Raw genomic sequence first — 15,358 nt, forward strand, 5'->3', positions numbered from 1 at the left:
TACTCAGGATTTTTTCTAAATTGAAATTAAAAATATAATTCACTATTCATTATGCAAGAAAGCTTGTCTATTCAACAAGGTTTCTTCATCCTCTACATGATTTTCATCTGGAATACAGCAATCAACAGGACATACTGCAGCACATTGAGGCTCGTCATGGAATCCTTTACACTCTGTACATTTTCCTGGAACAATATAATACACCTCATCTGAAATTGGAGTTTGAGCCTCTTCAGCATCTACTTCCGTTCCATCAGGAAGAACTACTTTTCCACTTAATTTAGTACCATCTTTATATCTCCAATCATCAGCACCTTCATAGATTGCAGTATTTGGACATTCTGGTTCACATGCACCACAATTGATACATTCGTCTGTTATTATAATTGCCATTATGTTTTAGTTTTATGGTTAAAGTACGAAAGCAATACAGTTTTAACAAGCTAGCAGTTATAACTTTTGTCTTTCGACTATATTATACTTATTTTTGTGCAAAATTACAATCAAAACATTTCATAAGCAAACAATATGACAATAGAAATCAAAAAAAATATTTTTGTAGCCTTAGGAAAATTTCTAAGTCAATTTTCTGAAACCGAAAACAAACAAAGAGAAGACGTTCAAGGGAATGCTGTTTTTTTTGATTCTTTTGTTGATTTAATTCATCTTTCACAATCGCATAACGGATGGTACACTCCTGAACAGGTGTATTTTGCAATACAATCTTGGGCACAAGCCTTAACAGAAGAAAGTATTAACCAATGGCTTTCTAACTATTCTCTTGAGAATGTAAAACAAAAAAAGGTAGCCTTAATTCTTGCTGGAAACATCCCTCTTGTTGGTTTTCATGATTTTCTAAGTGTCCTAATAACAGGTCATGATGTGGTTGTAAAAACTTCATCGAACGATCAACATTTACTTCCATTTTTAGCCAAATATTTAATTCATATCGCTCCTGAATTAGCTAACAAAATTACTTTTGCAGAAGGTAAACTAGAAAATTTTGACGCAGTAATTGCTACAGGAAGTAACAATACGGCTCGATATTTTGAATATTATTTCAAAGACAAACCCGCTATTATTCGCAAAAACAGAAACTCTGTCGCGGTATTGAACGGCAAAGAAACCAAAGAAGATTTAATTGCATTAGGCGAGGATATTTTTAGGTATTTTGGACTGGGTTGCCGCAATGTTTCTAAACTTTTTGTACCAGAAGGCTATGTTTTTGATTCCTTTTTTGAAGCTATGTTTGAATACCAAAATGTGATTCAATATGAAAAATACGCTAACAATTACGATTACAACAAAGCTGTTTTCTTGATGAGTAATTTTCAATTATTAGACAATGGTTTCTTGACTATAAAAGAGGACAATAGTTATTCCTCCCCTATTTCTAGTGTTTTTTATGAATACTACAAAGACCTTGAAGATGTAAAAAACAAACTAGAAAATGACTCCGAACAAATCCAATGTATCGTGAGTAATAATTTAATTAAAAACAGTATTCCCTTTGGACAAACACAAAAGCCTAAATTATGGGATTATGCAGATAACGTCGACACTATATCGTTTTTGTTAATAACATAGCGCTTTTTTTAATAATTATTACGGATATTTTAATGTGTTTTCGACCATTTTTATCGAAATTTGCATTTTAATTTTTTGGACTTATACTACACCATGAAAAAACACAATTACAGCGCAGGACCATCTATCTTACCACAAGAAGTTTTTGAAAAATCAGCACAAGCTATTTTAGATTTCAATAATTCGGGATTATCAATTTTAGAGATTTCACACAGAAGCAAAGATTTCGTTGCAGTAATGGACGAAGCAAGAGCCTTAGTGCTTGAGTTACTAGGATTAGAAGGAAAAGGATACCAAGCTCTTTTTCTTGGAGGTGGAGCAAGCCTTGAATTCTTAATGGTTCCATACAACTTGATGAAAGAAGGCGGAAAAGCAGCTTACTTGGATTCAGGAACATGGGCTACTGCAGCTATAAAAGAAGCCAAATTTTTTGGAGAAACAGTAATTGTTGCTTCTTCAAAAGAAGACAATTATACTTATGTACCAAAAGGATATGAAATTCCTGCTGATGCAGATTATTTCCACTGTACTTCAAATAACACTATTTTTGGTACACAAATGAAAGAATTCCCTAAAACGAATGTCCCAGTAGTTTGTGACATGAGTTCGGATATTTTCTCTAGACAATTAGATTTCTCTCAATTTGATATTATCTATGCTGGTGCTCAAAAAAACATGGGACCTGCTGGAACTACATTAGTAGTTGTCAAAGAAGAAATCCTTGGTAAAAACGGTCGTGTTATCCCTAGCATGTTAGATTATGCCAAACACATTAAAGCAGACAGTATGTACAACACTCCTCCTGTATTCCCTGTATACGCTGTCTCTATTGACATTGAGATGGATCAAGGAAAAAGGCGGAATTGCAGCAGTTGAAAAATTAAACAACGCTAAAGCTGAGTTGCTTTATAACGAGATTGACAGAAATCCATTATTCAAAGGAGCAGCCGTTAAGGAAGATCGTTCTACAATGAATGTTACTTTCTTATTAACAAATCCAGAGCACACAGAAACATTTGACAAAATGTGGAAAGAGGCTGGAATTTCAGGTTTACCAGGACACCGTTCTGTAGGTGGTTACAGAGCATCTATTTACAACTCTATGCCTATTGAAAGCGTACAAGTTTTAGTAGATGTAATGCAAGCTTTAGAGAAAGCGGTTTAAATATTTACAAAAAAATTTCTTTGTTTGTTTAAACTTTAGCTGCTAGCGGAGGCTCTAGCCCCGATAGAAGTGGAAATCCTTGTGGCGGCAGGCATCTACGCCGACACAAGATTGAAACGGATAGCGGGAAACAGCTTCTAAAAACATTTCAATTAATTTGAGGAGGTATCCTCATAATGTAATAAAAAAACATGAAAGTATTAGCAAACGATGGGATTTCAAAAAGTGGAATCTTAGCTTTAGAAAAAGGTGGTTTTGAAGTAATCACTACAAAAGTTGCTCAAGAACAAGTAGCTAACTACATCAACGAAAACAACGTAAGTGTTATTTTAGTTCGTAGTGCTACTAAAGTTCGTAAGGACATTATTGATGCTTGTCCGGGCATTAAAATTATTGGTCGTGGTGGTGTAGGTATGGATAATATTGATGTTGAATACGCTAAAAGCAAAGGTATTGCTGTAATCAACACTCCTGCTTCGTCATCAGAATCAGTAGCTGAATTAGTATTTGGTCACTTATTAACTGGTGTTCGTTTTTTACATGATTCAAACAGAAACATGCCATTAGAAGGTGATACAAAATTCAACGAATTGAAAAAGGCCTATGCTAATGGAATTGAATTAAGAGGTAAAACTTTAGGTATCGTAGGTATTGGTCGTATTGGTCAAGCTACTGCTAAAATGGCTCTTGGTTTAGGAATGAAAGTGATTGCTGCGGATAGTTTTATCCCACAAGTAGATGTAAAAGTAGAGTTCTTTGACGGACAATCAATCACAACTACAATTAAAACACAATCATTAGAATCTGTTTTTGCTGAATCTGATTTCATTACTTTACACGTTCCTGCTCAAAACGGATATATCGTTACTGAGAAAGAATTTGCTACTATGAAAGACGGTGTAGGTATTGTAAACTGTGCTCGTGGTGGTGTAATTAACGAAGTAGATTTAGTAAAAGCATTAGACAGCGGTAAAGTTGCTTTTGCTGGATTAGACGTGTTCGAAAACGAACCAACTCCAGCTACTCAATTATTAATGCACCCAAAAATCTCTTTGACTCCACACATTGGAGCTGCTACAGATGAGGCGCAAGATAGAATTGGAACTGAATTAGCCTCTCAAATCATCAGTATTTTGAGCTAATAATTTAAGGTTTTTATAACACAAAAGGACTCGTTATCAATTGGTAATGAGTCCTTTTTTTATTCTATTTGGTAAGAACCTTCAAAAAACATAAATCATGTTAGCGCAACTAAAACAACTCGTTCAGGAATTTGGTCAAGAAGTTGTTGTAAACAATGAAGCAATACCTATCAACCAAAAAGATGCTGTTTTGAATGAAACTTGCAATTCTATCTTTTCAAGCTTAGAAAAAATTGCAAATGACGCAGATTTAACTCAAATTGTAGGTTTGTTACAAGAAAAGGATATTGACAAAAACCATCTTACAATTCAAAAAATAATTACTGAAGTTTCTAATTCATTAACTGAGAAATTAGGAATAGAACAAAATACCGCCACAAATACCGCGACTAACTTAATTCCAAAAGTACTCCACTCTTTAATGAGTAAGGCAAGGGATCCAAATGACAAGAGTATTACTCTTTCGGAAATTCTAGAATCATTAACAGGCGGAAATAGTCCCGAACACGCCAGTATCATGGACGCCATAGATACTTACGGAATTCATTTTGGCTTGGATCAAAATTCGGATGGACAAATTGATTTAGAAGATGCTAAAGAATTAACGAAAAAAGGTGGCTTGGGCGCAATGCTGGGAAAACTCTTTGGAAAATAAAATTTAATTTAAACAACTTAGCAGCTTCAAAAAAACAAAATTAGGTTTTATGATCCAAATCAAAGTTACAAGATTTTATTCGTAAATTTAATACTACTAAACGTACTGAATCATGAAAAAAAAGCGATACATAATACCATTTCTTTTAGGCCTAATAATTATAAGTTGTGTAAGCCAAAAAAACACCATCCCTCAAAAAGCAAGTCTAACTTCCAGCAGTAATGACACTATTAAAATAGCTAATGAAGAACTGGAATACGAAGTAATCATTATTGATCCGGATTTTAACATGTGGCTGGCTTCTATGGCATACCCAAGAGGGTTTTATTCTCAAAGTTATTTAGAAACCAAAAACAGACTTTATATAAACGAATGGAATAACCGCTTTTTACAACCACAACGTTACAATCGCAATTTATATGAAATGAGTATCGATTACGACCCTAATATTAATTATGGCTATGAAGTAAATTATCTAATTTACAATTACATGATTTTTTTTCAAAATAATTACCGCCAAAACCTATTGGGTCGTGTCCCTTTAAGATAATCTTTACTACATTTGTAATCATTGTAAATTAAAGATGAAGGAATTAAAAAAACGTTGGAAAATAGAGTCTAACTTTCAACTCACCATTATTTTTATCGTTTTTGCCATTACAGGATCAGCTTCCGCGTGGATTTCCAAACCCGTTTGTAATTGGTTAGGAATTCTTAAAGAAGATTTTGGTTTCTGGCATACTCCCATCCGTTTATTAATCATATTCCCTTTGTACCAAATCCTATTAGTTGCTATAGGTTTACTATTTGGCCAATTTAAATTTTTCTGGGCATTTGAAAAAAAGATGCTAAAAAGAATGGGCTTAGGATTCTTTTTTAAAGAACCCAAAGCTTAAACATTCTTTTTTATCAAATAATTATAAATCCAAGTTAATGTAAAGGTGGGAATAAAATCAGAGAAAGGAAAAAACTCTTCAACAAAAGAAATAAGCCCACTAAACCTTCCTAACGAACCTTTATACATTCGAGTCATCAAAAAACCAGATAAGGGCGCCCATACCACATCTGAAAACTCTCCTAAAAAAGGCACAGAAAAAGATAGCATACCAATACAGTCAAAAAGAATCCCTAATAAAAGTTTTCGCTGTTTTTCTCTCATTTCTTTTTACTCCCTTACTAACTTTTTAATTTATCCTTAAAGTAAGTTCTAACCTTATCTATTTTTGGAGTAATAACAAAGGAACAAAACGATTGTGTTTTGTTTTGATTGTAATAGTTTTGATGATAATCTTCGGCAACATAAAAAACTGTAGCTGGTGTAACCTTAGTTACAATAGGATCAGGATATACAGCTTCCTGAGTTAAAAACTGTATAAAGTCTTCAGAAATCGCTTTTTGCTCATCTGTATGATAAAAAATCTCACTACGATATTGCGTACCTATATCATTCCCTTGACGGTTTAAAGTGGTAGGATCGTGCGTAGCAAAATGTAATTCTAATAGCTCACCAAAAGAAATTTCTTGAGGGTTAAACTCAATTTGAATAGCTTCCGCATGTCCTGTATTACCTTCACAAACTTCTTTATAGGTTGGGTTTTCAGTTGCACCTCCTATATATCCTGAAACCACCTTATGCACCCCTTTTAATTCTAAAAAAACAGCTTCAGTATACCAAAAACAACCTCCTGCTAATGTAGCTAGTTCCTTTATATTTTCATTTTCCATAAGTACTATTATTTTTTAATTGTGGAGGCAAATCCCCCAATTATTTATTAACTCAAATTTATGCTTTTTTAAGGCAAAAATATAGCTGCACCAATTTAATAATCATTAAAATCTTTGTTTCTTTGTAAAAATTGCCAAAAATGATACAAGCCAAAAACTTACATAAATATTACGACCAACTTCACGTTTTGAAAGGAGTTGATTTACATATTAAAAAAGGAGAAATTGTTTCCATCGTAGGCGCTTCGGGAGCCGGAAAAACGACTCTTTTACAAATTCTGGGTACACTAGACCGCCCAAGTTCCCCTACTCCTAAAGGAGAAAAAAACAACAACGAAATTGAACTTCGCATAAACGACGAAGACATTTTATCCATGAATGACAAAAATTTATCCAAATTTAGAAACTTGAATTTAGGGTTTATTTTTCAATTTCACCAATTACTCCCTGAGTTCACAGCTCTAGAAAACGTTTGTATTCCGGCTTATATTGCAAAGAGAAATAAAAAAGAAGTCGAAGAAGAAGCCATAAAACTACTTACTTATTTAGGCCTATCACATCGAATTCACCACAAACCCAACGAACTCTCAGGAGGAGAACAACAACGTGTTGCCGTTGCTAGAGCATTGATTAACAAGCCTGCCGTTATTTTTGCCGATGAACCATCTGGTAATTTAGACACCCTTTCGGCAGAAAACCTACATCAATTATTTTTTAAACTTAGGGACGAATTTGGACAAACTTTTGTAATTGTTACGCACAATGAAGAGTTAGCCAATATGGCCGATAGAAAACTGGTGATGATTGACGGAATGATTAGTAATCATTAATACTAAAATTGGTTCATGAATTTTTCCGAACTCAAAGATTTTCTTGACGAAAAAGTAATTCAATACAACACTCTAGACTTTATAGAGAGTGATCCTGTACAAATCCCACATTTGTTTACTCAAAAAGAAGATATTGAAATTGCTGGCTTTTTGAGTGCTACTATTGCTTGGGGAAATCGAAAAATGATTATTAAAAACAGTCATCGTATGATGGAACTAATGGGTAATACCCCTTATGATTTTATCATGTCACATTCAGAATCCCAATTAGAAAATTTAGATTCTTTTGTACACCGAACCTTCAATGGTCAGGATTTTATTGGTTTTGTTCAATCACTGCAAAATATTTATAAAAATCATGGTGGACTAGAGTCTGTTTTTGCAAAAAACCAAGAACCGGATTCGATGCAAAAAAGCATTTCGGAATTCAAAAAAGTATTTTTTGAAGTTCCACATTTTGCCCGCACTCAAAAACACATTTCTGATCCTTTGAATAATTCGGCAGCCAAAAGAATCAACATGTACTTGCGTTGGATGTGCCGTCAGGACAACAAAGGAGTCGATTTAGGAATTTGGAAATCTATTTCCCCTTCAAAACTTTCCTGTCCATTGGACGTACACTCAGGAAATGTGGCCCGAAAACTGGATTTATTAAAACGCAAACAGAATGACGGCAAAGCACTTTTAGAATTAGATTGCAATCTTAGAGCACTTGATTCAAAAGATCCGGTGAAATATGATTTCGCACTTTTTGGGCTTGGTGTTTTTGAAGGATTCTAAATATCAATCTTATAATATTCCCTATCTGCAATTCTGGTTAATTCAATTGTATTAGAATTGACTGTATAAGTGAAATTTTCTTCGAAATTTATTATATAAAATTTTAAACAGCCTAAAACATTCTTTGCAATATTATCGGCATTATCAGTTGGCAGAGTAATTAAACTACTATCACCTATTTTCAAATCTTTTTTAATAGTCAATAATGTAGCTATATTCCAACTTGCTCGGGCTCCATCAGAATTCCAAACAGCATCATTTGTCCCATCAATTTCAATTCTATTTTTCATTTTTGTTTACTATTAATTTAAGATATAACGCAAAGTTACGAGAGATATTTAAATAATAAAAAAGTATTAAACTCCAGATTCAAATCTTAAATTTCCTAACAACAAAAACCTGTAAAATACGATTTTACTCTTTTTTGGACTTGGAGTATTTGAAAAACTTTAAATTTCACACTACAAAATCCCATCAAAAAACTTTTTCAACTTCATTTTTGTAAGACTAAAACAACAAACACTCTTTTTAAGTAGTTTTTATATTACAAAATGCAAAAAATATGCATTTTATCGATGTTTTTATACACTTAATCGATTTTATTTAATTTTATTTCTTACTTTTATGCTGAAATTAAGTCCTACAATAAAAACAACTAACCTACAAAGAAATGAATCTTACAAAAAAAATTGTTTTAGCCGAGGATAATTCTATTCTTTCTAAATTATTACAATTTAAATTAGAGAAAGAAGGTTATCAACTCTTAATAGCAAACAATGGTAAAGAAGCCGTTGATTTGATTGAAGACAATGATCCTGATATGATTCTAACCGATATTATGATGCCTTTCATAAGCGGATTAGAGGTAATAAGTCACATTAGAAACAAACTCGACAGAAAAACTCCCATAGTTGTATTTTCTTCTGCAGGTCAGGAAGAAATGGTTTTGAATGCTTTCAATTTAGGTGCAACCGACTTTATGAGCAAACCTTTTAGTCCAAACGAATTAATTATTCGTATTAAAAGACTATTACAATAAACCTAAAAATTACAACTATCATGTTAGAGTTTTTCCAAAATAGTCTGGACTCCGTAAGTAGCATGCACATTATTATCAAAATGTGTATTTACATATCAATGTTTTTTGCTGTCATAATATTCTTTTTATTGGTCTATTTGAAAAATTTAAGAGACCGATTGAAAATAAAAAAGCGAATAGAATCCACGTATGAAAAAAAATACGAATCGGATCTAATCGAATACTTATATGCTAGTGACGATGAAACGGAAAATGAACAACAACAAAAGATAGTTGTTTATTTAAAAAAATGTGCTCAAAACCGATTGAAAAGAAAAATTATCATCAGCACTTTTTTAAAACTAAAAAATGATGTTTCAGGAGAAACTGCCGATGCAATACAAAAATTATATCGCCAAACAGGATTAATTGAATCTGCTACTTCAAAATTAAAAAGTAAAAAATGGGATGTTGTAGCCAAAGCAATTAGAGAATTAACCCAATTTGAAATCAAAGAAACACACGATGAAATTATCAAATTAGTCAATCATCCCAAAAAACAAGTGCGTTTTGAGATTCAAAAATATTTGGTACAGTTATTTCGCTTTGATGGACTTGAATTTTTGAATGTTATTGAAAATGACCTTTCAGAATGGGATCAAATTCAACTATTAGAGATTTTGAACAAATTCAACAACCTTCATGTTCCTGACATGAGTGGATGGCTCCGATCAAAAAACACTTCAGTCGTATCCTTCACTTTAAAACTGGTTCGAATTCATAATCAATTTGGAATAAATGAAGAAATCATAGCCCTTTTTGATCATCCTAATGAAGAAATTAGAATTGAGGCTATCAACCTGGTGAATCCTTTAGGGATTTTCGAGGCTGTAGAAATCTTAAAAACAGATATTTTTAAAAGAACTCTTGACGAACAAATTGCATTCTTTAAAATGATGGAAGAAATGTCTATGCCGGATGACATTGAATTTGTTAAAGAACACATAAATCATGAGAATTTCTACATCCGAATTTCGGTAATGAAAATCATGAATTTAATTACAGTTGATGAAGACAATACCTTTATCATTAACAATATTGCAGAAGAATATCAAATTGACACTAACCTTACCAAAGCTAGTTAATTATGAACATCACAAGTTCCATCATCGATTCTCTTGATTTTATATTTTTTGGTTTTGCAATTGCAGCAGTAGCATCCTATATTATTTTGGCGATAATTTCTGCCTTTGAAACAGTAAATTATATGAAAAAAAATAGTTTTGTAAACTATACTGAGATATTGTCTTCCTCTATTTCGCCATCTATTTCAATCATTGCTCCAGCATACAATGAAAGTTTAAATATTGTAGAAAATGTACGTTCGTTGCTTTCAAATCATTATGTAAATTATGATGTAATTATTGTTAATGACGGTAGCAAAGATGATAGCTTAGAAAAACTGATTGCGGCTTACGACTTAGTAAAAGTAGATTACTTAATCAACAATCAACTACAAACAAAACCACTTAGACAAGGTGTTTTTAAATCTACAAATCCTGCTTTCGAAAAATTAATTGTAGTTGATAAAGAAAATGGAGGAAAAGCCGATGCTTTGAACTTTGGATTAAACATCAGTACAAATAAATATGTAGCTTGTATAGATGTTGATTGTTTATTGCTAGAGGATTCATTGCAAAAAATGATCAAACCATTTTTAGAATCTACCGATGAGAAAGTAATTGCAGCTGGTGGAGTAATTCGAATTGCTAATTCATGTAAGATTAAAGACGGAAAATTACTGGATATTAATTTACCTAAAAGCAGTATCGTAAAAGCCCAAATTTTAGAATATTTAAGAGCTTTTCTTTTAGGCCGAATGGCATGGAGCAAACTCAATGGATTACTGGTTATTTCTGGTGCTTTTGGTCTATTTGATAAAAAAATAGCATTAGAAGTGGGAGGCTATGATACTAAAACTGTAGGAGAAGATATGGAAATCATTGTAAGAATGAGACGCCATATGGAAGAGAAAAAAGTAAAATACAGAGTAGCTTATATCCCTGATCCTTTATGCTGGACGGAAGCCCCTGACAGTCATAAAATATTTATCTCTCAAAGAAACAGATGGACGCTGCGGAACAATAGAAACATTAAAAAAACATAAAAAAATTGGATTTAATCCGGAATACAAAGCCTTAGGAATGATTAGTTACCCTTATTGGTTTTTGTTTGAAAGAATAGCTCCAATTATTGAAGTACTGGGCTTATTTTACTTTATTGCCCTTATCGTTTACGATTTTGTAGTTTGGAAATATGCCATTTCGTTTCTTGTTTTTGCTTACTTATTCAATGTTCTTTTTTCAATTATAACCATTATAACGGAAGAGCTTACTTATCACCAATACTCTAAAAAAGGTATGGGATGGCAACTTGTAAAAACAGCCTTTACTGAACCTATACTCAATCACCCGGTTATTTTATATGCTGCTATAAAAGGCAACTTTGACTACTATTTTAATAAAAAAATCAAGTGGGGCGAAATGACCCGCAAAGGAATGAGTAGCAATTAAAACATAAAAAAACACCAAACAAAAATTCAATGGACACTAATCAAGAACTAAAAAAATCATTTAGTTATGGCTACTTATGCCTATCAATGTTAACTGTATTTTGGTTAATTAGCCTATTCGAAATCGTTGCAAAAAGCTTCACAGGAATAGAAATTACGAATACTTTTTTAACGTTAGTTTACAAACTAATTAATGATTTAACGACCACTTTAGTGATCAGTTTAATTGGATTACCAATCTATTTTATTTTAAATCTTAAAAGTGAAAAATGGGCTAATTTGATATTCAAAATTCTTTTTACTTTAATTGTAATTGGTCAATTTGCTTTAACTAAATATCATCTAACCACTTTAGTTAATTTAGGAGCCGACTTTTTAGGATACTCTTTAGATGACATGTACATTACCGTTACAGCTTCAGAGAGTTTTTCAATTCTGTATTTTGTGCCATTTATTCTATTTCCAGTCATATTCTGGTGGATTACAAAGTATTTTAGTAAAACGTTTCAATCCAAAAAACGCTATCAGATTTCAGGAATATTTGCAGTTGTTTGCATTTTGATTAAATTCATTCTTCCTGAAATCTCAGAAATTGGATATCAAAATAAACTTGCCTATTTCACGAATGACATCATTCGATTCCAAAAAGATCAAAGTGAATTTGATGCCGCAAAATTAACCTATAAAAACGAATATCCATTATTAAAACCCGCTTCAGAAACACCAGATGTTTTGGCACCTTTTTTTAACATTGAAGAGGAAAAGCCTAACATTGTCATGATTATTGTGGAAGGTTTAGGTGATGAATTTATAGGGAAAAATGCGAATAGAGGATTCACGCCTTACTTAGATTCAATGATACCTAAATCTTTGTATTGGGAGAATTTTGTGAGTAATGCCGGTCGTACATTTGGAGCATTACCTTCTATTTTAGGTTCATTACCTTACGGAAATAAAGGTTTCTTAGAAATGAATCCTTTGCCTGCTCACAGCTCATTGATTAGTATTTTAAAATCTAACGGTTACAATACCGCTTTTTATTGCGGTGATGAATCAAGTTTTGACCATCGTGTTAATTTCTTAGAATACAACAATATTGACAATATTGTCGACATTAACAAGTTTGGCGCAAGTTACAAAATGACAGAAAAAAACGAAGAAGGCTTTTCATGGGGATATCCTGATGCTGAAATCTTCAAAAAGACACTTTCTGAAATGGATACTAAAAAAGGACCACGATTAGATATCATTATGACTTTGACTAATCATGAACCGTTTAACTTTCCTGAAAAAGAAGAATATTTAAGAAAAGTGGAGCATATCAAGAATACCAACAAAAATTTATCGCTTTCAGCATCCGAAATTGATACTTACAAGGATATTTATGCCTCGCTATTATACACGGATCATTCGATTCAAACTTTCATGGAAAATTATGCTAAAAGACCAGATTACAAAAACACAATTTTTGTAATCACGGGCGACCACCGTTTGATCCCTATTGAACAAAAAGACAAATTATGTCGTTTTCACGTGCCTTTATATATCTATAGCCCAATGCTTAAAAAAGCAGAATCTTTCAAATCTGTTTCTTCACACTGGGATATAACTCCTAGTTTACTTTCATTTTTAACAAACAATTACAAAATGAATAAAATAGAAAAAACAGCTTGGATGAGTACTGGATTAGATACCGAAAAACGTTTTAGAAACATTCATTCTATTCCAATCATGCAAAACAAAGGAGTTATCAATGATTTAATTTACAAAGATTATCTTTATTCTAATGGTGAATTATTTAAAATTGACGAAAACTTTGAAACGAAAAAAATTAGTGATAGTGAAATGATGCAAACTATTGAAGCGAATATGCTCGAGGCTAAAAAATTGAACGCTTATTTGACTCAAAAAAACAAAATCATTCCAAAATATTTACAGATTTACAGTAAGGCTAACTACGAATTCACAAAAGAAGAATTAGCTTTTATTAAAAAAGAAATTCAAGGTTTAAATAATGACCAAATTTTCATGAAAGCTAGAGACTTTGCCTTTAACAATCAACGAAAAGAAGCGCGTACTTTATGCGATTACATTTTAAATGAATTACCTAACTATGCTGATGTGAGAACTTTAAAAGGAAGAACTTTGGCTTGGGATAAAGATTATAAAACTGCAGAAAAAGAATTATTAGAAGTAGTAAAAAGAACCCCTTACTATTATGATAGCTACTTAGCATTAATGGATATTTACTGGTGGTCTGAACAAGACAATAAAGGAATAGAAATTGCTAAAAAAGCATTGAAAAATGAAATCAAAAATCCAGAATTAGGTATTAAATTAGCCAAAGCATACCAGAGAACAAATAATATCGCTATGGCAAAAAGAGCCATTGATAGTATGCTAAAAAAACAACCTAACAATTCTGAAATACTAAAACTTAAAAAGGAAATAAAATAATGATAAAAAAATCAATTATAAAATTAACCTTAGTTTTCTCTTTTGCTTTTGCTCTATCGGCTCAAGCTCAAGAAGTCACTTACAATGGAGATCCTGATAGCTCTTTTGAAACGGCTCGCAAATTAGCTTTTAACCAACAAAGGAAACAAGCTCAAGACACCTTGGTAAATATTTTGACAAAATATCCTAATTACCATGAAATTCGTACTTTCTTAGCCACGACTTACGCTTGGGATGGCGATTATAAAAAAGCCAGAAAAGAATTTGATCAAGTTATTCAAAAAGCACCAGATAACAAAGAAAACTGGATTGCAGCTATCAAAAATGAATCATGGGCAGACGCTCCTTATGAAGCATTAGAAATGGCAAAAAAAGCATTAAAAAAGTTTCCAAACGACCCCGAAATCACCTTATTAAAAGCTGCTGCTTTAAAAAACACTAACAATCCATTGGAAGCCCAAAGTACTGCTCAAGAAGTACTTACCAAACAACCAGATAACAAAGAAGCAATTGATTTTCTGGAGGGTTTAAATAGTTCTTTACGAACCAATACAATTGGTTTAAGAGCTTCTGTTGACTTGTATTCAAAAACCTTTGACCCAATGCAATATTACTCTTTGAGTTATACAAAACAAACTAAATACGGAAGTATTATTAGCCGAGTAAATGTAAACCGTCGTTTTCAAGAAAACGCAGCACAGCTTGAAGTTGATATGTATCCTAAAATTACTAAAGGATTATATGCCTATATCAATGTAGGTTATGCTAATAGTTTTATTTTTCCCGTCTTGAGATACGGAGCCGAATTGTATAAATCCTTACCACATAGCTTAGAACTATCTGCAGGTTTTAGAACATTAAAATACAGTACAACTACTAACATTTATACAGGTTCTATCGGTTGGTACACCGGAAATAGTTACTGGTCGTTAAGACCTTATTTTACTCCTGGTGAAGGAGGAACAAGTACTTCTGCAGCATTAAATTATAGAAAATACCGCAGTAATGCCGATAATTATATCGGTTTATTATTCAGTATGGGAGTTTCGCCAGAAATAAACCAATTTAATGATGCTAACAATACAGCAATAGTAAATTTACAAACTCAGCGTTTTAATCTAAGTTACTTTTTTACAACCAATAAAAATAAAAATGCTTGGGGTGCACAATTTGATGTGGCACATCAAGAAATTAGTTTTGACCCAGGTAATTATTTTTGGATTTATTCACTTACGGTTTCTTGGGATTTAAGATTCAAATAAAACCCTCATTATTTTAATTTACAGCAAACTGCTTCGCCTGTATAGTATCGCTCGAGTCGCAAATTAATTATTTAGATATAAGCTTTCAAAAATGATATTCACTGTATCTTTAATAAAATTAGCTTAAGTTTGAATAAATAATTTGCGAATTTGCGGTTTTAAATC

General features: G+C 32.3%; 17 protein-coding genes and 1 pseudogene. 14 read left to right on the forward strand and 4 right to left on the reverse strand.

From position 1 onward, the window contains the following. Nucleotides 1–42 precede the first annotated feature (42 nt). Nucleotides 43–393 carry a 4Fe-4S dicluster domain-containing protein gene (locus tag P5P90_RS04450; RefSeq protein ID WP_278036005.1) on the reverse strand — a complete coding sequence of 117 codons (351 nt, stop codon included), beginning with the start codon at nucleotides 391–393 and terminating at the stop codon, nucleotides 43–45. Between the two features lie 135 nt (nucleotides 394–528). Between P5P90_RS04450 and P5P90_RS04455 the strand changes: the two genes are divergently transcribed. The 6 genes and pseudogenes from P5P90_RS04455 to P5P90_RS04480 all read left to right on the forward strand — a co-directional run bounded on the left by P5P90_RS04455 (nucleotide 529) and on the right by P5P90_RS04480 (nucleotide 5,445). Next, a complete protein-coding gene (locus P5P90_RS04455; protein ID WP_278036006.1) occupies nucleotides 529–1,587 on the forward strand; it encodes an acyl-CoA reductase in 1,059 nt (352 codons plus the stop codon). A gap of 93 nt (nucleotides 1,588–1,680) precedes the next feature. Continuing rightward, nucleotides 1,681–2,752 (forward strand): annotated as a pseudogene (gene serC / locus P5P90_RS04460) (3-phosphoserine/phosphohydroxythreonine transaminase). A 191-nt stretch (nucleotides 2,753–2,943) separates the two neighbouring features. Next, complete coding sequence (locus P5P90_RS04465) at nucleotides 2,944–3,894, forward strand: D-2-hydroxyacid dehydrogenase (RefSeq protein WP_278036007.1); 951 nt, start codon at nucleotides 2,944–2,946, stop codon at nucleotides 3,892–3,894. A gap of 97 nt (nucleotides 3,895–3,991) precedes the next feature. Then, nucleotides 3,992–4,549 (forward strand): hypothetical protein, encoded by a 558-nt coding sequence (locus tag P5P90_RS04470; RefSeq protein ID WP_278036008.1) that lies wholly within the window; start codon nucleotides 3,992–3,994, stop codon nucleotides 4,547–4,549. A gap of 112 nt (nucleotides 4,550–4,661) precedes the next feature. Then, the gene (locus P5P90_RS04475; protein ID WP_278036009.1) at nucleotides 4,662–5,099 is read left to right on the forward strand and encodes a DUF6146 family protein; all 438 of its coding nucleotides are present in this window, start codon (nucleotides 4,662–4,664) and stop codon (nucleotides 5,097–5,099) included. A 34-nt stretch (nucleotides 5,100–5,133) separates the two neighbouring features. Further along, nucleotides 5,134–5,445, forward strand: a complete 312-nt coding sequence (locus P5P90_RS04480; RefSeq protein ID WP_278036010.1) for a DUF6787 family protein — start codon at nucleotides 5,134–5,136, stop codon at nucleotides 5,443–5,445. On the opposite strand, the gene P5P90_RS04485 is transcribed toward P5P90_RS04480, so the two are convergent. Continuing rightward, the gene (locus tag P5P90_RS04485; protein WP_278036011.1) at nucleotides 5,442–5,708 is read right to left on the reverse strand and encodes a hypothetical protein; all 267 of its coding nucleotides are present in this window, start codon (nucleotides 5,706–5,708) and stop codon (nucleotides 5,442–5,444) included. The two genes, P5P90_RS04480 and P5P90_RS04485, sit on opposite strands and share 4 nt — an antisense overlap. Before the next feature lie 17 nt (nucleotides 5,709–5,725). Then, nucleotides 5,726–6,274, reverse strand: coding sequence for a peptide-methionine (S)-S-oxide reductase MsrA (gene msrA, locus P5P90_RS04490; RefSeq protein WP_278036012.1), 549 nt, complete (start codon nucleotides 6,272–6,274; stop codon nucleotides 5,726–5,728). 140 nt (nucleotides 6,275–6,414) lie between these two features. On the opposite strand from msrA, the gene P5P90_RS04495 reads away from it, so the two are divergent. Next, on the forward strand, nucleotides 6,415–7,104 hold the full coding sequence (locus P5P90_RS04495; RefSeq protein WP_278036013.1) for an ABC transporter ATP-binding protein: 690 nt from the start codon (nucleotides 6,415–6,417) through the stop codon (nucleotides 7,102–7,104). Nucleotides 7,105–7,119: 15 nt separating this feature from the next. Further along, nucleotides 7,120–7,884, forward strand: a complete 765-nt coding sequence (locus P5P90_RS04500; RefSeq protein ID WP_278036014.1) for a TIGR02757 family protein — start codon at nucleotides 7,120–7,122, stop codon at nucleotides 7,882–7,884. Here P5P90_RS04500 and P5P90_RS04505 read toward each other — a convergent pair. Beyond that, nucleotides 7,881–8,174 (reverse strand): hypothetical protein, encoded by a 294-nt coding sequence (locus P5P90_RS04505; protein WP_278036015.1) that lies wholly within the window; start codon nucleotides 8,172–8,174, stop codon nucleotides 7,881–7,883. The two genes, P5P90_RS04500 and P5P90_RS04505, sit on opposite strands and share 4 nt — an antisense overlap. Before the next feature lie 380 nt (nucleotides 8,175–8,554). Here P5P90_RS04505 and P5P90_RS04510 point away from each other — a divergent pair, with 380 nt between their 5' ends. From P5P90_RS04510 to P5P90_RS04535, 6 genes are read left to right on the forward strand one after another with little or no spacing between them, the layout of a single operon-like run. Further along, entirely contained in the window at nucleotides 8,555–8,923 is a 369-nt protein-coding gene (locus tag P5P90_RS04510; protein ID WP_278036016.1) for a response regulator transcription factor, read from the forward strand. 20 nt (nucleotides 8,924–8,943) lie between these two features. Continuing rightward, the gene (locus P5P90_RS04515; protein ID WP_278036017.1) at nucleotides 8,944–10,047 is read left to right on the forward strand and encodes a hypothetical protein; all 1,104 of its coding nucleotides are present in this window, start codon (nucleotides 8,944–8,946) and stop codon (nucleotides 10,045–10,047) included. A gap of 2 nt (nucleotides 10,048–10,049) precedes the next feature. Continuing rightward, nucleotides 10,050–11,069 (forward strand): glycosyltransferase family 2 protein, encoded by a 1,020-nt coding sequence (locus tag P5P90_RS04520; protein ID WP_278036018.1) that lies wholly within the window; start codon nucleotides 10,050–10,052, stop codon nucleotides 11,067–11,069. A 37-nt stretch (nucleotides 11,070–11,106) separates the two neighbouring features. Next, nucleotides 11,107–11,475 (forward strand): hypothetical protein, encoded by a 369-nt coding sequence (locus P5P90_RS04525; RefSeq protein ID WP_278036019.1) that lies wholly within the window; start codon nucleotides 11,107–11,109, stop codon nucleotides 11,473–11,475. A gap of 29 nt (nucleotides 11,476–11,504) precedes the next feature. After that, nucleotides 11,505–13,931: a sulfatase-like hydrolase/transferase gene (locus tag P5P90_RS04530; protein WP_278036020.1), complete on the forward strand. Its 2,427-nt coding sequence runs from the start codon at nucleotides 11,505–11,507 to the stop codon at nucleotides 13,929–13,931. Next, nucleotides 13,931–15,193 carry a YaiO family outer membrane beta-barrel protein gene (locus P5P90_RS04535; RefSeq protein WP_278036021.1) on the forward strand — a complete coding sequence of 421 codons (1,263 nt, stop codon included), beginning with the start codon at nucleotides 13,931–13,933 and terminating at the stop codon, nucleotides 15,191–15,193. Before P5P90_RS04530 ends, P5P90_RS04535 begins: the two co-directional genes overlap by 1 nt. The last annotated feature ends 165 nt before the right edge of the window (nucleotides 15,194–15,358 follow it).

This window comes from Flavobacterium nitratireducens (assembly GCF_029625335.1).
Classification (GTDB): Bacteria; Bacteroidota; Bacteroidia; order Flavobacteriales; family Flavobacteriaceae; genus Flavobacterium; species Flavobacterium nitratireducens.